The organism is Nitratidesulfovibrio sp., from assembly GCF_040373385.1.
Taxonomy (GTDB): Bacteria; Desulfobacterota; Desulfovibrionia; order Desulfovibrionales; family Desulfovibrionaceae; genus Cupidesulfovibrio.
Genome location: NZ_JBDXXH010000003.1, coordinates 341,407 through 362,075, shown reverse-complemented (window position 1 = coordinate 362,075; position 20,669 = coordinate 341,407). Strand labels below are relative to the sequence as shown.

Genomic DNA, 20,669 nt, shown 5'->3' with positions numbered 1-20,669 from the left:
CGCCCAGGGATGGGGACGTGCCGACACCCCCTGCGCGCGCAGGGGGCATACCGGCACGCGGCGCAACGGCCCTGCCGGGCCTCGTCGGCCTCGCGTTCCTCGCGCCCCCCTTGCGACCCTTGCGACCCTTGCGAGAAGTCATCCCCGCTTTCATCAACGGACAGTTCCAAAGGCGAGATGCAGCGCACATGATCACCTTCGAAGGGCTGAGCGAAAACTTCAGGTTCCTGGTGCTCGAGGTTTCGGGCCAGATGCGTGCCACGCACGAGTTCATGCGTGCCCCAACGCGCGAGCTGTTCGACCGCATCACCGGGCGCGACGACTACATCGACAACCTGAAAACCATCATCGAGAACAAGTGCTTCTCGCGCATCCACACGGACAATTCGCTGGACCGGCGCGAGATACACCGCATCCGGGCCATCCACACCATTGCCGTGAACCTGGAGCGCATCGCCGACTTCTGCGTGAACATCCTGGGGCAGATGGGCCACCTGTCCGACCCCGCCAGGCTGCGGGCCGACGAGTACGACCCCATCTTCGCGGAAATAGAGGACAGCCTGAACCGCATCATCCCCGCGCTGGAAAAGGAAGACCTGCCCGGCGCCCTGGCCATCTGTCGTAGCGAGTACGAGCTGGACCGGCTGTACGAGGCGGTGTTCCACCGCATCCTGGCCGAAATGTCCGATGGCCGCAGCGTGCATGACCGCATCACCACCATCTTCATCTTCCGGTACCTGGAGCGCATCGGCGACAGCCTGCTGAACGTGGGAGAGGCGCTGATCTTCAGCGTGCTGGGCGAAAAGATCAAGATCAAGCAATTCGAAGCGTTGCAGAAAACGCTGTCCACGTCCGGCTTTGGCGATTCGCTGTCGGACATCGACTTCCGCTCCATCTGGGGCACCCGTTCCGGCTGCCGCATCGGCCGGGTGGAACGGGTGCGGGGCGCGCGCAGCTCCACCGGCGACGCGGAAGGCGGGGGCGGCCCGGCGCAGACGGGGCCGGACGGCCAGCCCCGGCCCGCGCCCGGCGGGCTTGGCTCCATCTACAAGCAGGGCAACAAGAAAAAGATCATCAAGGAGCGGGACAACATCACCCGCTGGTCCACCCTGTTCCCCAACCTGGTGCCGGAAATCTTCGGCTACCACGAGGACGACGACTCTGCCGCGCTGCTGGTGGAGTTTCTGCAAGGGTGTACCCTGGACGAGATCGTCCTGACCGGCGATGTCGAAATCCTGCAGAACGCCATGTTCGTGCTGCTGCAAACCCTGCACGAAATCTGGGAACGGACGGCCACGCCCGGCCCGGTGCCCACCGACTTCATGCGCCAGATGCGTTCGCGCATGGAGGCGGTGTTGCAGGTGCATCCGGGCCTGCGGCGCGAAGGGGTGGACATGTGCGGCGCCTCGGCCCTGTCCACCGAACAGCTCATCGACCGTTGCGAGGCCATCGAAAAGACCCTGCCCGCACCGTTCACCGTGTTCATCCACGGTGACTTCAACGTGAACAACCTGGTCTACGACCACACACGGCAGGCGGTGCGGTTCATCGACCTGTACCGCTCGCGCGACTGCGACTACGTGCAGGACATCTCGGTCTTCCTGGTCTCGAACTTCCGGTTGCCGGTGTTCGAGCCCGCCCTGCGCGAACGCATCCGCTGGGTGATGCGCGAATTCCTGGTGTTCGCCACCGGGGTGGCCACCGCACGCGGCGACGCCACCTTCCAAGCGCGGCTGGCCCTTGCGCTGGCCCGCTCGCTGTACACATCGACCCGGTTCGAACTGAACCATCATTTCGCCAAGGACATGTACCTGCGCTCGCACTACCTGATGGAGCGCATCGTGGCCCATCGCGGCACGTGGGACAGCTTCCGCCTGCCGGTGGAGGTGCTGGACTGCGGCGGCAACGCCATCATGAGGGAGGATACGCCGTGCGCATTGGCGTCGTAGGAACAAAGGGCGGCTGGTCGTCGGAACTCTTGGCCGACACCGTGGGCAGGGCCACCGGGCACCGCCTGCTCATCGAAATGGACAAGGTGCGGCTGGACCTGCCGTCGGGCCGCTGCCTGTACGAAGGCACCGACCTTTCCACGCTGGATGCGCTGATCATCAAGAAGATCGGCGCGTGGTACTCGCCAGACCTGCTGGACCGGCTGGAAATGCTGCGCCTGCTCAACGAGCGGGGCCTGCCCGTGTTCTCGGCCCCGCTGCGGGTGCTGCGGGTGCTGGACCGGCTGAGCTGCACCATCACCTTGCAGTCCGGCGACATCCCCATGCCGCCCACCACCATCACCGAAGACGTGGACCACGCCGTGCAGGCCGTGCGCGACTACGGCCGGGCCGTGTTCAAGCCGCTGTACTCCACCAAGGCGCGGGGCATGACCATCATGGAGGACGGCCCTGATCTCCCCGACCTGCGTGACAGGGTGGCGGCCTACAAGGCCGAGCATTCCATCCTGTACATCCAGAAGACCATAGAACTGGAAGGCGGACAGGACCTTGGCGTGGTCTTTCTGGGCGGCAGGTACCTGACCACCTACGCCCGCTGCCGCACCAACGGCAGTTGGAACACCACCACGGTCAACGGCGGCAAGTACGCCGCCTTCGAGCCCCCGGCAGAAATCATCGACCTGGCCCGACGGGCACAGGCCCTGTTCGGGCTGGACTTCACCTGCGTGGACGTGGCCCTGACCGCATCCGGCCCCTATGTGTTCGAGGTGTCGGCCTTTGGCGGGTTCCGGGGCATTCTGGAAACCAGTGGGCTGGACGCCGCGCAACTGCTGCTGGAGCACGTGCAGTGCTGCCTGACTGGCAGCGCCCAATCCGGCGGCTGCGGATCGGCCCCCACCATCACGGCCCCCCTCGTGTCCAACTGCATGGAGCCAGCCGCATGAGCGCCACCGCCGCCCGCACCCTTTCCCCGCACCTGACCCGCGCCGCGCTGGCCGCCGACGTACGCGGCTGGTACCCCGCCACGCACGAACTGGCCCTGCGCATCAACGACGTGTTCGTGCGCGTGGCCACCAACGCACCGGAACTGCACGCCAAGCTGACCCGCTACTTCGGCGAATTCCTGGCCCCGGACGTGGCGGACCACGGCGTACCCGCCGGGGCGGACGTCATCCGCGTCACCGCGCACGAGGCCCCGCGCCGCGACTGGGGCCTGCCCTTCATGGCCAAGCAGCCCGACGCGGGCAAGCGCAAGATCAAGGAAGAATACCTGGACCTGCCGGACGGGCGCATGGTGCACAAGCGGCTGACGGGCATGCTCTTTGCCTTCGGCGGGGGCGACAACGTGGCCGTTGGCCCCTGTACCGCCAACGACAACCAGGTGGTCAACTTCATCAACAACCGCTACCTGGAACTGATGCTGAACCGGGGCTGCCTGCTGGGGCACGCCGCCGCCGTGTCCCATGCCGGGCGCGGCCTTGCCGTGGCTGGGTTCTCCGGCATGGGCAAATCCACGCTGTCGCTGCGGCTGATGAGCCGTGGGGCCACCTTCGTCAGCAACGACCGGGTGCTGGTGGAGCGAAACGGCACCGGCGCCCCGCGCTGCCTGGGCATTCCCAAGCAGCCGCGCATCAACCCCGGCACCATCCTGGCCAACCCCGACCTTTCCCCGGTGCTGACCGAAGAGGAACGCACCACCCTTTCCGCCCTGCCCCCCGACGACCTGTGGCATCTGGAACGCAAGTACGACGCCATCATCGCCGACTGCTTCGGGCCGGGGCGGTTCATACCGCAGGCCCCGCTGGACGCGCTGGTGATCCTGAACTGGCGGCGCAACACCGGCGAACCGCTGCGGGTGAGCATGAGCAGCGCGGACGAGCGGCCCGACCTCTTGCCCGCATTCATGAAATCCACCGGGGTGTTCTACCTGCCCGCCCCCGGCGGCTGGGACCAGGACCCCGGCCACGCGGAGTACGCGCGCGGGCTGGCCGGTGTGCCGGTCATCGAGCTGTCCGGCGGGGTGGACTTTGACGCGGCGGCGGATGCCTGCATGCACTTCCTGTCTGTCGGCACGTTGTAGGAGCAGTCACGCATGGCCCGGCTGCTGCTGACCCGGCAGGTCACCCTGCCAGACCCGGTGAAGGTGGAACGCTTCACCCGTGCGCCCGACCTTGGGCCGCGCATCCTGTTCTTCAGCGGGGGAACGGCCCTGCGCGACGCCTCCACCGACCTTGCGCGGTACACCCACAACTCGGTGCACCTGATCACCCCGTTCGACTCGGGCGGCAGTTCCGCCCGGCTGCGCCAGACCTTCGCCATGCCCGCCGTGGGAGACCTGCGCAACCGGCTGATGGCCCTTGCGGACCGCAGCCTGCACGGCAACCCCGCCGTATTCCGGCTGTTCGCCTTCCGCCTGCCCGCAGAGGGCGAACGGAGCGAACTGGCCGACACCCTTTCGGCACTGGCCCAGGGCAGGCACCCGCTTGTCCGGGCCATACCCGACCCGTTGCGCAAGATCGTGCGTTCGCACATCGGCACGTTCATCGACCACGCGGGGCTGGAAAAGGACGGCGGCTTCGACCCACGCGGGGCGAGCCTTGGCAACATCGTGCTGGCATCTGGCTACTTGCAGAACCGCCGCCACCTGGACCCGGTGATCTTCATCTTTTCGAAGCTGGTGCAGGTACGCGGGGTGGTGCGTCCCATCGCCAACGCAGACCTGCACCTGGCCGTGAAACTGGCGGATGGCCGGATCATCGGGGGGCAGCACCGCTTTACCGGCAAGAACGGCGCGCCGCCGCTTACCGCCCGCATCGACGATATCTGGCTGTGCAAATCGCCCGACGACACCACCCCGGCAGACCTGCGCCTGCGGGCCAAGGTACGCGAACTCATCGGTACCGCGGAACTGGTGTGCTACCCTGTGGGCAGTTTCTACTCCAGCATCATCGCCAACCTGTTGCCCACCGGCGTGGGTGCGGCCCTGGCCGCCACCCGCTGCCCCAAGGTCTTCGTGCCCAACACCGGCAACGATCCGGAGTTGCTGGGGCATTCGCTGGAATTGCAGGTGGAGCGGCTGCTGCGCCACCTGCGCAACGACGCGCCGGATGCCATAACCCCGCGTGACGTGCTGGACTTCGTGCTGGTGGACAGCAAGGGGGGCCGCTACCCCGGCGGCGTGCCCAAGGGCATGTTGCAGAACCTGGCCGAACGGGGCATCCGCGTGCTGGACTGCCCGCTGGTAAGCCGCCAGTCGGCCCCGTACATCGACGAACGCCTGCTCAATCCGGTGCTGCTCTCGTTGTGCTGACCCCGGACGGGGCGCGCACCGTGCACACCGGCGGACAACCGCTACCAACCGAATGGAGGATTCCCATGGACGGTGAAAAGCAAAAGGTGAGCATTGAACAGCAGATGGCATACGCCGACGCGGTGGCCTACCTGGAAGCGCTGCTCAAGGGCTTCAAGGAAGGGCGCATCGTGGTGGAACGCGGTGGAGAGGCCGTGGTGCTTACCCCGCCCCAGAACGTGAACGTGGAAATCGAGGCGCGCCGCAAGGGCGACAAGCAGAAGTTCTCGCTGGAACTGGAGTGGAGCGCGGTCCCCGCCGTGGTGGAAGACCCGCTGACCATCTCCGCCGACCTGCCCAAGGCCGACGCCCCCTGCGCTTCTGGCTGCCCCACCGCCACCCCGGCGGAAGCGGCCAAGCCCGCCGACGCAAAGCCCACCCCGGCCCCGGCCAAGCCCGCTCCTTCGGCCCCGGCGTCCACGGTGAACTACGGCAAGGCCGAACCCGCCAAGCCCGCCGACCCCGCCAAGCCCGCTCCCAAGGACGCTCCCAAGCCCGGCGGCAAGTAGCCGAGCCAGACAGGACAGACAAGAAGGCCGCCCGCCGGAACATTCCGACGGGCGGCCTTTTCATCCCAAAGCGTTGACCTGCGACGTTTCAAGGGCTTTGCCCAAATGAGGATTTTCGTCCGTTGGCAAGGAAAACAAGCCTGCCATGAGGGAGTATGCCTCAGCCGTTAGGCGAGCTTGCGAGCCTTACGGATGAGGACCGCAGCGCGCTCTTACGTATTCGACCGATATGGCAGGCGTTGTTTGACGAAGCCAGCAGGCAAAAGGACGGCTTGCGCCTATGCGGTCATGTTATGAATGATCCCCCGCAACTGCGCGGCCATGTCGGCCAGCGCGCCCACCGCCCGCCCGGCCTGCTCCACCTCGGAGGTGACCTTGCCCGAGATGTCGCGCACCTCGGCCACGGAACTGCTGATGTGCTCGCTGGTGGACGACTGCTGCTCCGCCGCCGTGGCGATGGCGTGCACCTGATCGTTGGTGGCCACCACCAGGGTGACGATTTCCGCCAGGGCCGCGCCCGATTCCGCGGACAACCCGCGCGAGCGTTCCACGGCATGCACCGCCGCTTCCATGCCCGCCACCGAATCGCGGGTGCCTTCCTGGATGGCCCGGATGGCCTCGCCCACTTCCCGGGTGGCGTTCATGGTCTTTTCGGCCAGCTTGCGCACCTCGTCGGCCACCACCGCGAAACCGCGACCGGCGTCACCGGCGCGGGCCGCCTCGATGGCCGCATTCAGCGCCAGCAGGTTGGTCTGGTCGGCAATGTCGCTGATGACCTCCATGACCCGGCCAATGCCCTCGGCCCGGGTGCCCAGCGTGCCAAGGTCGGCTTTCAGCCGGGCGGCCATGGTGCTCACCTCGTCGATGGCGGCCATGGCCTTCTCCACCACGCCCGCCCCGGCTTCCGCCTTGGCGCGGGCATCGGTGGCCTGGCGGGCGGCGTCCGAGGCGTTGCGGGCCACTGCCAGCACCGCGCCGTTCATCTCGTCCATGGCAGCTGCCGTCTCGCCGATGCGGCTGGCCTGCCTGTCGGTCAGGGTGCCCGCATTGCGCATCTGCCCGGCCAGGGTGGTCGAGGTGCGGGCCACCTCGCCGGATATTTCCTCCGACTGGCGGGCCGCATCGGCAATGCGCTTGTTGGTGGCTTCCAGTTCGGCCTCGCGGGCGCGCAGGTCGGTAAGGTCCTGATAGATGCACAATGCGCCCATCAGCTTGCCCTCTATGTCGTACAGGGGCGAGGCATTGATGAAGATGCGCCGTTTGCCGCCCTTGCGGCCCATCAGGTCCACCTCGCGCCGGGCGATGGTGCCGTTTTCGATACAGTCGCGCAGCACGGTGCGGCGGGTGGCGTCGCCGTAGAAGAACTGGGCCACGTTCTGGCCGTAGAAACTTTCCGGCTTGCCGTCGTGTTCCAGAATGTGCAGCAGGTTGGCGTTGGTGTAGGTAAGCACCTCCTTGGGGTCCACCACCACGAAGGGGGTATCGATCCCCTTCAGCACACCCTGCGCAAATGAAAGGTTTCTGCGCAACTGGCCGATAAGCCCATCAAGGGAGATGCGCATCTCGACCAGTTCATCGCCGCCGTCGCAGGCGAAACAGACGGAATGGTCACCGGCCTTCAGCCGGTCGAGCCGCCAGGTGATCTCGCCCAGGGGCTTGACCACCTTGGCATGCAGCAGAAAAGCCAGGGCAATGGCCAGTATCACCGCACACCCCACGGTGATGCCCCCGGCCAGCCAGATGGTGCCGGGGGTGATGGAGCCCGCGCCGATGGAACCGAGCCAGGCGAAACCGCCCAGACAGACCAGGGGAACGAGTGCGAGCAGGAAGATAAGCGTCCGGATGCGCAACCCTTGCATCATCGAGGCAACTCCTTATGTCACGGGACACGGCAAAATGGCGGTTCACGTCTGGCGGCGCCGCCCCGCGCCGGGAACATTTGCTGCGTGCGCCCGCAACGGATGCATTTGGCGGCATGCACCACGTTACTGCCTATCGGCGCAACCGGAATAAACGTTAGCCGAGCGGGCGGTGCCTTTCAAGGAAATCCCCGAAGTTTCCAGCCCTGTCCGACCGCATGCACAAGGCGCTTTCCTTCGCCGCGCGACAACGGTATGCTCGCCGCGCGACAACACACTTCCTTCCGGACAACTTCGATGTCCGTTGCGTAACATCCCATGAAAGAAACCATCCCTTCACATACTCCGGCGGGCGACCCGCGATTCTTCCCCGTATCGCCCCTGATGATCTTTCCCAAGGCCGTTGGTTCGTTCAGCGTGTATCTGCGGCAGGGCAACACCCTGGTATTGTATGCCGCAGCGGGCGAGGCCTTCACCGAACGGCATCGCACCAACCTGTTCGAGAACGGCGTGCGTGAAGTGTACGTGCGCCTTGAACAGCGCGAAAACTACACCCGCTACGTGGAAGAGAACCTGGGCGCCATATTGCAGGACGAATCCATTCCGCTGCCGGAACGGGCAGGCACCTTCTACCGGGCCTCCACCGAAATACTGCGCGACGCCTTCGAGGCGCGCATGCCCGTGCCCCTGGACAGCGACACCTTCCGCAGGCTGCACTACTTCGTCACCCAGTCCATCCGTTTCCTGACCAGCGCCGATTCGCTACGGGCCCTCGGCGAATTCATCGCGCACGACTACAAGACCTACACCCACTCCATCAACGTGCTCATCTACACCATGCCCCTGGCGCAAACCCTGGGGCTGGACGATGCGGCGCTGATCCGCGTGGGCATAGGCGTCCTGCTGCACGACGTGGGCATGACCCGCGTGCCGAAGGCCATCATCGAGCGGGTCGGCCGCCTGCTGCCGGATGAAGAGGCCGTGTACCGCACCCACCCCGCGCAGGGGGTGGCCACCATCGCCCAGGTGCCCCTGACGCAAGAGGCCATCAACTGCATCCTGTTCCACCACGAGCGCATGGACGGTTCCGGCTACCCCACGGGCCTTTCGGGCGAGCAGATTCCGCCCGTCGTGCGTGCGCTGGCCGTGGCCGACACCTTCGACACGCTTACCTCCACGCGCAGCGGGCACCCCACGGCAACATCCGCCTTCGAGGTGCTGAACCGCATGCGCGCGGAAATGGCAGCGACCCTGGACATGGAAATGTTCCGGCGCTTCGTGCTGGTGCTGTCCGGGGCCATGCTGGACGGCGGCTTTGGCGCCGAAATGGGCTGATTCCAGCCCGCGAAGGCAGTCGGGGCCGGACAAACCGGACAGGGCCGCCCGCATACGCGCGTTAGCGCACATTCCGTGCCCCCACCGACCGGCACGATGCCCCGCCAGCCCTACGCCCGCCACACGTTGAAGAGAAAGTCTAGAAAAAGTTGACAATGCCTGTGCTTTCCGTCATGCCTTTGCGAGGGGAGAGGTGCGTCCATAACGGCCCAGCACCACTGCAACATCCAGGAAATTCTTGGAAATGACACAGGCATCGGCTGCGCAACAGGACCCCTCGGAATTCTTCGCGGTGCCCACCACGATGCTTCTGCCTGACATGTCGGGTTCTTTCGGCGTGTACATCAGGCAGGAGAAGGGGTTTGTCCTCTACGCCCACGAAGGCGAACAGTTCACGCCGCGCCATCGCCTGCAACTGCGTGCGCACGGGGTGGAGCACATCTACGTGCATCGGGCGCAGCACCCCCTGTACCGCGAACACCGCGAACTGTACCTGGGGCGCATCCTTTCCGACGAAACCATCCCCCTGCCGGAACGAGCCCGCCTGTTCTACGCCACCTCCACCGAAATCGTGCAGGAGGTGTTCGAACGCAAGCTGCCCCGCAGCCTGAAGCGCGCCACCTTCGACCGCATCCTGGCCCTGGTCAGCGAAGGCATCAGCTTCCTGACGCTGGAAAATTCGCTGAAGACCGTGGCATCGCTGGTCGCGCACGACTACCACACCTATTCCCACTCGCTGCACGTCTTCGTGTATTCGCAGGCCATCCTGCAAAGCTACGGCTTTGACGAGGAAAGCCTGGTGCAGTTCGGCCTGGGGGCCATGTTGCACGACATCGGCAAGACCTTCGTCAACCCGGACATCCTGGCCAAGCCCGGCGCGCTGACGCTGGACGAACGCATCGAGGTCAACCGCCACCCGGTGTTCGGCGTGGGCGCGTGCACGCTGATGCCCCTGTCGCAGGACGCCATCAACTGCATCCTGTTCCACCACGAGAAACTCGACGGCACCGGCTACCCCTGCGGCCTCGCGGGCGGCGAAATCCCCCTGCCGGTGCGGGCCATCACCATCGCCGACATTTACGACGCGCTGACATCAAACCGCCCCTACGCCCCAGCCATGAACGCCTTTCAGGTGCTGCGCCTGATGATGAACGAGATGCGCGAGCAGATCGACCTCGACATCTTCAAGCGTTTCGTGATGATCCTTTCCGGCGCCAACGTGGTGTAGCGCGCCTGCCCCCTGCCCATGATTCTTCCCCCGTACGCGGGGTTGCGCATCCGCTCGGCCAGGGCCACCGCAGGCCGTGCCTCAGGCTTGCTCCCTTCGTGCGATGACAACCGAATGCGCTTCCAGTACAAGCCGTAGCCGTGGACGGTCGTAACGCGACGGCCGGGAACCCCGCTGGCGCTTCGTCAGGCCTGCCGCTCCCATCACGACACCGAAGCGAGTTCCTTCGATGGATATCAAGATCTTTGCCTGCTACCACAAGGCAGCCCAGACCATCCGCAGCGACATCATCCAGCCCATCCATGTCGGCAAGGCCCTTTCCGCCGCCGATCTCGGTTTTCCCGGCGACGACACCGGCGACTGCATATCCACAAAAAATACACACTATTGCGAGCTGACAGCCACCTACTGGATATGGAAAAACGTACACGCCGACGTCGTGGGCCTGTTCCACTACAGGCGGCTGCTGAACCTTGCCAATGCGCGCACCAAGACCCACAAGACAGATGCCGCGTCCCTTTCCGCCCATGGACTGACGAGGGAAAACATCCATTCGCTGCTCTGCCGGTACGACGTGCTTCTGCCGCACGAGTGCAGCTTTGACGAAACCATCCACGAACAGTATCGCAAGGCGCATTTTGCGTCCGACATCGACACCGCACTTGCCGTCATCGACGAAAAGTATCCGCACATGTCCCATGCTGCCGACACCGTCATACGCAAAAGCTCGCGCATGTACGGCACCAACATGTTCGTTGCCCCCAAGCCCCTGTTCGACGAATATGCACGCTGGCTGTTCGACATTCTTTTCGAAGTCGAACGGCGCGTGCATGACAACGTTCACGACAGGAATGACTACCAGAAGCGGATATACGGCTTTCTCTCAGAACGGCTGATGGCCGTGTTCATCAGATACAAGCAGCAGGCGGACGGACTGAAGTTCATGACCTTTCCCGTCTTGCACGTAGAAGAAGACGAACGGAAATGGAACCGCTACAGATTCCATTTCTTCGGGCACAGGCTGCTGGGCGCACTTGGCCTTGGCAAGAAACGCTGGCAACGGCAGATGTAGCAGCCCGCGCCGTTACGACTTCCCCGTGGTGGCCCGTTGCGTCCATTCGGCCCTGCTCCTGCCCTCTTGCGCCGGAATGGTTCCGGCGCGTCTTTCCCCGCCCAGCCCCAGGTCCGCCCCCGCTCCGGCCCCCGCTCCGCCTCCGCTCCGCACGGTCTCTCCCCCCTGTTCTTGCCTGTCTCCCCCTGCTCCACCACGCAATCCCGACCAAAAAAATCCGCTCCGCCCCTTCCCCGGTCGGACGCGCGTTGTTATATGCCCAATAATGACGCGCCGTGCCCCGCCAAGTGCTCAGCCCAATGCTCTGCCAGTGCTCAGCCGAACGCGCTAACGCCCCCCGGAGGAACAGCAACATGTGGGAGTATACCGACAAGGTGCGAGAGCACTTTCTGAACCCGCGCAACGTGGGCTCCCTTGAAGACGCCAACGCCATCGGCGAGGTCGGCAGCCTTGCCTGCGGCGACGCCCTCAAGCTTTATCTCAGGATCGACGGCGACCGCATCGTGGACGCCAAATTCCAGACCTTCGGCTGCGCCAGCGCCATCGCCTCCAGTTCGGCCCTCACCGAACTGATCAAGGGCATGACGGTGGAAGAAGCCCTGAAGCTGACCAACCGCGACATCGCCGAATTTCTGGGCGGCCTGCCCAAGGAAAAGATGCACTGCTCGGTCATGGGGCAGGAAGCGCTGGAGGCCGCCATCCGTAACTGGCGCGGCGAACCCGCCGTGGAACACAGCCACGAGGGCCAACTGGTCTGCAAGTGCTTTGGCGTGACCGACGAGCAGATCGTGCGCGCCATCCGCGAAAACGGCCTGAAGACCGTGGAGGAAATCACCCACTACACCAAGGCCGGCGGCGGCTGCGGCGAATGCGTGGGCGAACTGCAAAAGCTGCTGGACGCGGAACTGGGCAAGACCCCGGTGTGTGAAACGCCGCTGGCCGCAGCACCCAGAAAGCTTTCCAACGTGCAGCGCATGCAACTGGTCCTGAAGGTGCTGGAGGGCGAAATCCGCCCCCGCCTGCAACAGGACGGCGGCGACATCGAACTCGTGGACATGGACGGCACCACCGTCTACGTGGCCCTGCGCGGCATGTGCACCAGCTGTCCCTCCAGCCGCCTGACGCTGGAAGGCTTTGTGGAAAAGACCCTGCGCGATCATGTGGACGAAAACATCGTGGTCAAGGAGGCGGCAGCGTGAACACGGTCTACTTCGACAACAACGCCACCACCCGCGTGGACCCGGCCGTGCTTGCGGCCATGCTGCCCTATTTCGGCGAACTGTACGGCAACCCCTCGTCCATGCACACCTTTGGCGGGCAGGTGGGCCGCGCCGTGCGCGAGGCGCGCGAACAGGTGGCCCGGCTCATCGGGGCCACGCCGGAAGAAATCGTGTTTACCTCGTGCGGGACCGAGGGCGACAACACCGCCATCCGCGCCGCGCTGGCCGCCCAGCCCGACAAGAAGCACATCATCACCACAAGGGTAGAGCACCCCGCCGTGCTCAGCCTGTCGCAGCACCTGGAAAAGAACGGCTACGAACTGACCCTGCTGGGCGTGGACGACAAAGGCCGCATGGACTTGGACGAACTGCGCGAGGCCATCCGCAAGGACACTGCCATCGTGTCCATCATGTTCGCCAACAACGAGACGGGCACCATCTTCCCCGTGGCGGAAGCCGCCGCCATCTGCAAGGAACGCGGCGTGCCCTTCCACACCGACGCGGTGCAGGCCGTGGGCAAGCTGGCCATCGACGTGCGCGAACTGCCCGTGGACTATCTGGTGCTGTCCGGCCACAAGCTGCATGCCCCCAAGGGCATCGGCGCGCTGTACGTGCGGCGCGGGGCGGCCTATCGGCCCTTCCTGCGCGGCGGCCACCAGGAACGCGGACGCCGGGGCGGCACCGAGAACGTGCCCGCCATCATCGGTCTGGGCATGGCCTGCGACCTTGCCGCCGCCAACATGGCGGAAGAGAACACCCGCGTGCGCGCCCTGCGCGACAGGCTGGAACAGGGCCTGCTGGCCGCCATCCCCGACGCCATCGTCAACGGCGACGAGGCAAACCGCCTGCCCAACACCACCAACATCTCGTTCAAGTACGTGGAGGGCGAGGCCATCCTGCTGCTGCTCGACCAGTTGGGGGTGTGCGCCAGTTCCGGCTCGGCCTGCACGTCCGGCAGTCTGGAACCCTCGCACGTGCTGCGGGCCATGGGCGTGCCGTTCACCTACGCGCACGGCTCCATCCGCTTCAGCCTTTCGCGCTTCAACACGCAGGAAGAAGTGGACCACGTGGTGCGCGAACTGCCGCGCGTCATCGCCCGCCTGCGCGAGATGTCGCCCTTCCGCGCCGGGAGCGAGGCAGAGGCGGCGCTGGGCAAGAAGCCTGCGTGCAGTTGCTAGGGCGCGCAACGTCGCGCACCGTGCGGCGTGCCCCTGCGCGGTGACGTGCCCCCGCAGCCGGGGCAACCTGCCCCGTGCCTGCGGGATCGGCCTGCCCCTGTACGCGCCGCACCGTTTGTGGCATCCCTGAGCATCGCCAGCAGTTTCGGCTGCATCCACGCATACGTTACCGCACATTCGGGGGAGGGGGCGCTTCCCTCCCCCTTTTTTCGCACACAGGCGACAGGCGGCGCACACACCGCCCCCGCGCGCACCACGCGCCCCGGCATCCACGCCGGACACCCACAGGAGGCTCGCATGAAGATCGCCCGCGACATGACGGAACTGGTAGGCCGTACCCCGCTGGTACGCCTGAACCGCGTCAGCGAAGGCTGCGCGGCCGAGGTGGTGGCGAAGCTGGAATTCAACAACCCCTGCGCCTCGGTGAAGGACCGCATTGCCCTGGCCATGATCGACGGGGCCATGGAACGGGGCGAACTGGCCCCCGGCGGCCTGCTGGTGGAACCCACCAGCGGCAATACCGGCGTGGGCCTGGCCTTTGTGGCGGCGGTGCGCGGGCTTACCCTTGTGCTGACCATGCCCGAAAGCATGAGCAACGAACGCAAGGCGCTGCTGCGCGGCTTTGGCGCGCGGCTGGTGCTTACCCCGGCCTCAAAGGGCATGCGCGGGGCCATCGAAGAAGCCGAGCGCATCGTGGCCGAAACGCCCGGCGCGGTGATGCTGGGCCAGTTCGTGAACCCGGACAACCCCATGGTGCACCGCAAGACCACGGCAGAGGAAATCTGGGCCGATACCGACGGCAAGGTGGATGCCTTCGTGGCGGGCGTGGGCACCGGCGGCACCGTGACCGGCACCGGCAGGCGGCTGCGCGAACTGAACCCGTCCATCAGGGTATTTGCCGTGGAACCGGACGAATCGCCCGTGCTGTCGGGCGGCGCGCCCGGCCCGCACGCCATCCAGGGCATTGGCGCGGGCTTCGTGCCCCCGGTGCTGGACACCAAGGTCTACGACGAGATCATCCGCGTGCCCGGCAAGGACGCGCTGGCCACGGCCCGGCGCCTGCTGCGCGAGGAAGGCATCCTGTGCGGCGTTTCGTCCGGGGCCAACGCCTTTGCCGCCATGGCCGTGGCGCGCCGCCCGGAAATGGCGGGCAAGCGCGTGGTGTTCGTGGTGTGCGACACCGGCGAGCGGTATCTTTCGACCCCGCTCTTTACCGAAATGCCCGACTAGCCCCGCCTGATGCGCCTTTCGCCCTCCGGCTTCGTCAGATGAAGCTGCGGCATCGGGTCACGTACAACCGAAGTACGCTCCCCTTGCCACACTTCATCTTCCTCGCCGGAGAACGAAATTCACATCAGGCGCAATGCCCTGGTCACAGCATTCTCTCCTCAATTTCCCCCATAACCCCAACCCCGACGGATCGCACGCGCATGAAGAAACTCGACGACCTCGACGCCCGCTCGCTGCAAGGCATGCCCGAACTGGAACGCATCGTGGCCGATCTGTGCGCGCCGGAATCGTACGAAGCGGTCTACCACCGCTCGCTGCACGACGCGCCCATGCCCTCGCTGGAGGCGCTGGCCGAAATGGTCAGCCGCCTGCGCGCCGCGCTGCTGCCCGGCTTTTTCGGCACCGCCACCGTGCATCTGGAATCGATGCGCTACCACCTGGCCGCCAACCTCGATTCCATCTTCCGCATCCTGTCCGAGCAGATCCGTCGTGGGGCGTGTTTCACCTGTGCCGACTTTGCCCGCGAATGCGGCAGCTGCGAACTGCACTCGCGCGACAAGGCCATCCAGTTCCTGCAACGACTGCCGGAAATCCGCCGCATGCTGGCCAGCGACGTGAAGGCCGCCTACGAAGGCGACCCCGCCGCCAAAAGCCCCGGCGAAACGGTGTTCTGCTACCCGTCCATCGCGGCCATGATCAACCACCGCATCGCGCACGAGCTGTACCGCATGGAGGTGCCGCTGATCCCGCGCATCATCAGCGAAATGGCCCACTCGCGCACCGGCATCGACATTCACCCCGGCGCGCGCATCGGCGAGGAATTCTTCATCGACCACGGCACCGGCGTGGTCATCGGCGAAACGTGCATCATCGGGCGCGGCTGCCGCATCTACCAGGGGGTGACCCTGGGCGCGCTGTCCTTCCCCAAGGACGGCGACGGCGTGCTGATCAAGGGCAACCCCCGCCACCCCATCCTGGAAGACAACGTCACGGTGTACGCCGGGGCCACCATTCTTGGCCGGGTGACCATCGGCACCGGGTCCATGATCGGCGGCAACGTGTGGGTGACCCACGACGTGCCGTCCGGCTCCAAGATCGTGCAGCAGCGCTCGGCCAAGCCCAAGCCCGACGAGGATATGGTGGGGCGGAAGTAGGCGACGGACAGACCAAACACGCCCAGACCAGACGCGCGTCAGGCCAGACGTGTTCCGGCCTCATTCATTCCGGCCAGACGGTGTCCCGTCATGCGCACCCCGCTATACCCCGGCAGCGCAGGGGGTTAGGCTGTCCCGCACACCTTCCCCCATCCGGCGCCAACCGCCAAAGGAGCCCCCATGCCCATTCCCCGCATCTGCCTGCTGACCCTTGGCGTGGCGGACCTTGCCCGCAGCCGGGCCTTTTACGAGGCCCTGGGCTGGAAGCCCGCCTACCCGGACTGCGACAAGATCGTGTTCTTTCAGGTGGGCGAACTGGTCGTGGCCCTGTACCCGCGCCAGGAATTGCTGGAAGACTGCGGCATGGCCGGGGCCACCCCCGCGCCGGGGGGCATCACCCTGGCCCACAACGTGACCGCGCGGAGCATGGTGGATGCGCTGATGGCCGAGGCCGTTGCCGCGGGCGGCACGGTGCTGGACGCCCCCCGCGACAAGCCGTGGGGCTATACCGGCTACTTCGCCGACCCGGACGGCCATCCGTGGGAAGTGGCCCACGTGCCTTCACTGAAGCTGGATGAGGCGGGGCGGATCGTACTCGGCTGAGTAAGCCGCGTGCCGCCGATCTCGCCTGAATACCGCGTCCGACTTCCCCTCCCCCCTTGCCCTGCCCAGAAATGCCACGGGTTCCGCGCACGCACTGCGCGGAGCCCGTTTTCTTTCATTCTTTCCATGCAACCGGATACGCATTCCATACCAAAACATGTTGGAACAGCGCGTATTGGAACTAAGCATACTAAAATTATTTTCGTCCGATTTTTCTTGCCTTCCGCTGCCGAATAACCTACCGGAAAAGTAGGTTATCAGCAGGAGGAACCGACATGCCGTTCCAGCTACTTGCCGATTCCATGGTCACCATTCCCGGCGTCACCTGCACGGGAACCCGCCGTCTGCTTGCCATCAACCAAACCTGTTTCGCCATCCACCGCAGCGGGGTGCGCTGCCGCCGCACGGACACCTACCACCGGGCACGGGTGGAAGTGTTCCGGCTGTTCGCCCGGCAGGACGACGCGCTGACGCCTGCCCGCGCCGACGGCAACGAGGGCGACTGGACCAGCGTGCTGCTGTCCTTTCGCCTGCGCGGTGAGCCGTGCATGCCCAAGCGGCCAAAGGGCGCGCCTCCACTGCCCGCCGTGGCGCGGTTGCCGTGGTGCCGCAGGCCCGCGCGGATCCTGGGCCTGAACGAAGACGCCGTGGCGCTGGCCATCCGCATGGACGGCGGACCGGCCATCGGAGTGTGGGTGCTGCCGCCCGGCTACGTGGCCGGGCTGGCCGACGCGGCCATTTCCGGTGCTCTGGAAGATGCGCTGGCCCTGCCCCTGCGCCGCGAGGACGTGCTGCTGGCCTGGCCACGCTAGCAACGGGCATTGCATGCGCTGGCCTGAAGAGGTTGGCACGAGTCCATTCCGGATTCCCTACCTTCCGACATGATTGGCTTTTCCCCTTGCATCCCGCGACGAGGTTCCGTCGCGGGATGCTGGCGCGGACGCGCGCCCATCCCGGCCTGTCCGGACGCATTGCACCGTCGCCCTTGCTGCGCCCCGATCCATGCTACGCCCCCCCCTGTGCCGCGTCCTGCCGTCTGAACACCTCGCGCGCGGCGGCAATGCCGTTGAGCGCGGCGGGAAAGCCTGCGTACACCGCCATCTGCATGATCACCTCCAGGATTTCCTCGCGGGTCAGGCCCACGTGCAATCCGGCGGCAATATGCACCTCCAGTTGGGGGCGCGCCGTGCCCATGGCCGTCAGCGCGGCAATGGTGGCAATCTCGCGCTCGCGCAGGCCAAGCTGGGGCCGGGCGTACACGTCGCCAAAGGGAAACTCCACCAGCAGCCGCGCGAAATCCGGCGCAAATTCCGCCAGTTTCGCCACCACCTGTTCGCCCGCCGTGCCGTCCACCTGCGACAGCACCCGCAGCCCCCGCTGATAGCGGGTTTCCGTCCCTTCCGCCCCTTGCGCCCCGTCCACCTGTCCCGCCCCTTCCGTTTGGGCCGTCTTCACGCCGTCATGCATGGTCATCCTCCTGCCCGCGATACCAGGCAATCTTGTCATCCAGATGGGTCAGGCACGCCGCCAACCGGTCCATGCGCTGGCGCACGCGCTGACGATGTGTTTCCAGCAGTTCACGCCGCGCGGCCAGGGTGACATCACCCTGCTCTCGCAGTTCCGCATAGCGCACCATTTCGCGCACGGGCATGTCCATCTCGCGCAGCCTGCCGATGAATTCCAGCCAGCGCAGGTCGCCCTGCGTGAACAGCCTGCGCCCGCCCCGGTCGCGCTCCACCGAGCGCAACAGGCCGATCTTCTCGTACCAGCGCAGGGTGTGGGCACTCAGTCCGGTGGCCGCCGCCACTTCACGGATGCGCATGGGCCTTCCTCCTTTTTCCGGAGCCTACAAGTTGGAGTACGCTCGAAGTCAAGCGGTTTCGCGGTGGGCACCAAAAAAACACGCCCGGCCGTATCCACGACCGGGCGGGAGATAGCCACCGCAAACCCCTTGCAGAGGCACGAAACGCCTCAGTGGTCGATGACCTCGCCGGGGTGTGCCGCAAGCCATGCGTCGATGAGCATCTGCCACTCCTCGATCATGGCACGGTACTCCGGCTCGGTGAAGGCGGCCAAATAGTCCCGCCCGGCATCGCCCAAAGCGGTAAGGGTATAGCGGACCACGGCTTCCGTCTCGCCAGCAGACACAGCCCGGCATGCCACCTCCACCAACCCCATCCGAGACGCGGGGGTAACGCGGGCATAGGCCACCTGCTGCGCCTCCGGGTCCCACCGGGTGCACATCCACAGGGTGTCCTCCGCCCCGCTGCCGGTACGAAACACCATGCCCTGCTCAATGCGGCCATCCGCCGGGTGGATGAATGCAGGACACCATCCGTCCACCCAACCAAGCTCGCCCAATGGGGTGAACATGGGAAATACCCGGTCCACGGCTCCGCGCAGCCAGATGGTGTGCTGCCGCTCAATCCGGCACATGGGCATCCCCCCCCTCGTGCAGGTTGTGACTGTGGGCCGCGGTGATATCCAGCCCGTAGATTTTCCGCAGTTCCCGGATCTTCTCCAGTGTATCCGCGGAAAACGGCTGGCTGCCGTCAAAGGCGTGCAGCACGATGCCCTCCAGAAGGTCGCCCAGGCTCATGTCCCGCAACTCAGCCAGGGCCTTGAGCACCTTGATCAACCGCTTTTCCATGCGTACGCCGGTTTGGACACGTTCGATATTCATGGTGCGTATGTACCAAGGTAGCACGATAGCGTCAAGATGGCACGGTGCCACCGAGCGGACGGCGGCATCGGCCACAATTGCCCATGTCGCACGAAAGTTTGTGCCGGGGATCAGGGGAATCGGGGGGGGGGCGGCGGGCAGCCCTACATGCCGAACAGCAGCGCGCTGGGGCGGCGCAGCACCTCGGGCAGCGGGTTCAGTTCGGCCCGCAGGGTCTCCTGCAACGCGCGCAGGCCTCCGGGATCGTCCGCCCCAAAAGAGGCAGGCGTCTGGCCCGTCACCCGCAGCAACCGCCCGCGCAGCCCGTTGCCAAACGTGTAGTTGCCGGTGAGGTAGACCAGGAACTTGCCGAACATGCGCACGGCGCGGGCCGGGCCGTGCCTGCGGGCCAGTGCGTCCAGCAGTGCCAGCGGTGCCTCGCGCCACGGGGCGGGGTTGCGGTCCGGGTCGTCATCAAGCGCGCCGGTCCACGCCGCAAACACCCACGGACGGGCCACGGCAATGCGCCCCAGCGACACGCCGTCGCAGCCGGTGTCGTCCAGCAGGCTGGCGCAGTCCTCCGGCGTGAACACGTCGCCGTTGCCCATGACCGGGATGGACACCGCCGCCTTGACCAGCCCGATGTGGGTGCGCCGGGGCGGTTGGGTGCGCCGGTCCGGGGCCACGCGGGGGTGGAAGACCAGGCAGTCGGCCCCGGCATCCTCGAAGCGGCGGGCCAGGTCCACAGCGGGTTGCGGGTCCGGCGACCAGCCAGTGCGGAACTTGACGAACACCGGAATGTCCACCGCGCGGCGCACCTCTGCCACCATGCGCACGGCGCGCTCCGGATCGCGCAGCAGGTCCGCACCGCAGCCGCGCTTGACGATGGCGGACACCGAGCAGCCCATGTTCAGGTCCACGCCGAAAAAACCTTCAGCCTGCACCCGGCGCGCGCCCTCGGCCATGTGTTCCGGCTCCGCCCCGAACAGCTGGCAGACCAGCCGGGGCGGCTCGCCCGCGCGCCACGAGAACGCCTCGGACTTGTCCGGTCGTTCCGTGGGCACGGCGCGGGCATTGCACATGCCGGTGAACAGCAGCCCGCAACCGCCGTAGCCCTCCACCACCTCGCGAAAGGCGGCGTGGCCCAGCCCGGCCATGGGGGCCAGCCACAGCCGCCCCGGCACGGTGCGCCCCCCCACGGTCAACGGCGCACGCAGGCGCGCGGCAAGGGCCGCATCGCCCCATGAAAGGGACGGGGACGGCGGGACGACGATCTGCGCGGCATGGGTGGCTGCGTCGGTCATGGAGTCGGGCCGGGGCA

At 66.1% G+C, this 20,669-nt stretch carries 20 protein-coding genes; 14 read left to right on the top strand and 6 right to left on the bottom strand.

Annotation, left to right across the window (positions count from 1 at the left end; all coding sequences use genetic code 11):
- Window positions 1-188: 188 nt before the first annotated feature.
- The 5 genes from ABWO17_RS07385 to ABWO17_RS07365 all read left to right on the top strand — a co-directional run bounded on the left by ABWO17_RS07385 (window position 189) and on the right by ABWO17_RS07365 (window position 5,807).
- Window positions 189-1,949, top strand: coding sequence for a PhoU domain-containing protein (locus tag ABWO17_RS07385; protein ID WP_353117123.1), 1,761 nt, complete (start codon window positions 189-191; stop codon window positions 1,947-1,949).
- Window positions 1,931-2,893, top strand: coding sequence for a GAK system ATP-grasp enzyme (locus tag ABWO17_RS07380; RefSeq protein ID WP_353117121.1), 963 nt, complete (start codon window positions 1,931-1,933; stop codon window positions 2,891-2,893). Before ABWO17_RS07385 ends, ABWO17_RS07380 begins: the two co-directional genes overlap by 19 nt.
- Window positions 2,890-4,029, top strand: coding sequence for an HprK-related kinase B (locus ABWO17_RS07375; RefSeq protein WP_353117119.1), 1,140 nt, complete (start codon window positions 2,890-2,892; stop codon window positions 4,027-4,029). The genes ABWO17_RS07380 and ABWO17_RS07375 overlap by 4 nt, the downstream gene beginning before the upstream one ends.
- A gap of 12 nt (window positions 4,030-4,041) precedes the next feature.
- On the top strand, window positions 4,042-5,259 hold the full coding sequence (locus ABWO17_RS07370; RefSeq protein WP_353117117.1) for a GAK system CofD-like protein: 1,218 nt from the start codon (window positions 4,042-4,044) through the stop codon (window positions 5,257-5,259).
- A 65-nt stretch (window positions 5,260-5,324) separates the two neighbouring features.
- Window positions 5,325-5,807 carry an amphi-Trp domain-containing protein gene (locus ABWO17_RS07365; RefSeq protein WP_353117115.1) on the top strand — a complete coding sequence of 161 codons (483 nt, stop codon included), beginning with the start codon at window positions 5,325-5,327 and terminating at the stop codon, window positions 5,805-5,807.
- A gap of 278 nt (window positions 5,808-6,085) precedes the next feature.
- On the opposite strand, the gene ABWO17_RS07360 is transcribed toward ABWO17_RS07365, so the two are convergent.
- Window positions 6,086-7,669 (bottom strand): methyl-accepting chemotaxis protein, encoded by a 1,584-nt coding sequence (locus ABWO17_RS07360; RefSeq protein ID WP_353117113.1) that lies wholly within the window; start codon window positions 7,667-7,669, stop codon window positions 6,086-6,088.
- A gap of 315 nt (window positions 7,670-7,984) precedes the next feature.
- Between ABWO17_RS07360 and ABWO17_RS07355 the strand changes: the two genes are divergently transcribed.
- The 9 genes from ABWO17_RS07355 to ABWO17_RS07315 all read left to right on the top strand — a co-directional run bounded on the left by ABWO17_RS07355 (window position 7,985) and on the right by ABWO17_RS07315 (window position 17,498).
- A complete protein-coding gene (locus ABWO17_RS07355; protein ID WP_353117111.1) occupies window positions 7,985-9,001 on the top strand; it encodes an HD-GYP domain-containing protein in 1,017 nt (338 codons plus the stop codon).
- Window positions 9,002-9,245: 244 nt separating this feature from the next.
- Window positions 9,246-10,229, top strand: a complete 984-nt coding sequence (locus tag ABWO17_RS07350; protein ID WP_353117109.1) for an HD-GYP domain-containing protein — start codon at window positions 9,246-9,248, stop codon at window positions 10,227-10,229.
- 229 nt (window positions 10,230-10,458) lie between these two features.
- A complete protein-coding gene (locus ABWO17_RS07345; protein ID WP_353117107.1) occupies window positions 10,459-11,301 on the top strand; it encodes a DUF4422 domain-containing protein in 843 nt (280 codons plus the stop codon).
- A gap of 353 nt (window positions 11,302-11,654) precedes the next feature.
- A complete protein-coding gene (gene nifU / locus ABWO17_RS07340) occupies window positions 11,655-12,500 on the top strand; it encodes a Fe-S cluster assembly protein NifU (RefSeq protein WP_353117105.1) in 846 nt (281 codons plus the stop codon).
- Window positions 12,497-13,699, top strand: a complete 1,203-nt coding sequence (gene nifS / locus ABWO17_RS07335) for a cysteine desulfurase NifS (protein WP_353117103.1) — start codon at window positions 12,497-12,499, stop codon at window positions 13,697-13,699. Before nifU ends, nifS begins: the two co-directional genes overlap by 4 nt.
- Before the next feature lie 297 nt (window positions 13,700-13,996).
- The gene (gene cysK, locus ABWO17_RS07330) at window positions 13,997-14,929 is read left to right on the top strand and encodes a cysteine synthase A (protein WP_353117101.1); all 933 of its coding nucleotides are present in this window, start codon (window positions 13,997-13,999) and stop codon (window positions 14,927-14,929) included.
- A gap of 200 nt (window positions 14,930-15,129) precedes the next feature.
- A complete protein-coding gene (epsC, locus tag ABWO17_RS07325; protein ID WP_353117099.1) occupies window positions 15,130-16,083 on the top strand; it encodes a serine O-acetyltransferase EpsC in 954 nt (317 codons plus the stop codon).
- A gap of 180 nt (window positions 16,084-16,263) precedes the next feature.
- A complete protein-coding gene (locus tag ABWO17_RS07320) occupies window positions 16,264-16,686 on the top strand; it encodes a VOC family protein (RefSeq protein ID WP_353117097.1) in 423 nt (140 codons plus the stop codon).
- A 275-nt stretch (window positions 16,687-16,961) separates the two neighbouring features.
- The gene (locus ABWO17_RS07315) at window positions 16,962-17,498 is read left to right on the top strand and encodes a hypothetical protein (protein ID WP_353117096.1); all 537 of its coding nucleotides are present in this window, start codon (window positions 16,962-16,964) and stop codon (window positions 17,496-17,498) included.
- Between the two features lie 193 nt (window positions 17,499-17,691).
- On the opposite strand, the gene ABWO17_RS07310 is transcribed toward ABWO17_RS07315, so the two are convergent.
- The 5 genes from ABWO17_RS07310 to ABWO17_RS07290 form a co-directional block, all read right to left on the bottom strand.
- Window positions 17,692-18,153: a carboxymuconolactone decarboxylase family protein gene (locus tag ABWO17_RS07310; RefSeq protein ID WP_353117094.1), complete on the bottom strand. Its 462-nt coding sequence runs from the start codon at window positions 18,151-18,153 to the stop codon at window positions 17,692-17,694.
- On the bottom strand, window positions 18,146-18,508 hold the full coding sequence (locus tag ABWO17_RS07305) for a MerR family transcriptional regulator (protein ID WP_353117092.1): 363 nt from the start codon (window positions 18,506-18,508) through the stop codon (window positions 18,146-18,148). The genes ABWO17_RS07310 and ABWO17_RS07305 overlap by 8 nt, the downstream gene beginning before the upstream one ends.
- A gap of 149 nt (window positions 18,509-18,657) precedes the next feature.
- Window positions 18,658-19,128: a hypothetical protein gene (locus ABWO17_RS07300; protein WP_353117090.1), complete on the bottom strand. Its 471-nt coding sequence runs from the start codon at window positions 19,126-19,128 to the stop codon at window positions 18,658-18,660.
- Window positions 19,109-19,369 carry a hypothetical protein gene (locus tag ABWO17_RS07295; RefSeq protein ID WP_353117089.1) on the bottom strand — a complete coding sequence of 87 codons (261 nt, stop codon included), beginning with the start codon at window positions 19,367-19,369 and terminating at the stop codon, window positions 19,109-19,111. Before ABWO17_RS07295 ends, ABWO17_RS07300 begins: the two co-directional genes overlap by 20 nt.
- Before the next feature lie 143 nt (window positions 19,370-19,512).
- Window positions 19,513-20,652, bottom strand: a complete 1,140-nt coding sequence (locus tag ABWO17_RS07290) for a tRNA dihydrouridine synthase (RefSeq protein ID WP_353117088.1) — start codon at window positions 20,650-20,652, stop codon at window positions 19,513-19,515.
- Window positions 20,653-20,669 lie beyond the last annotated feature (17 nt).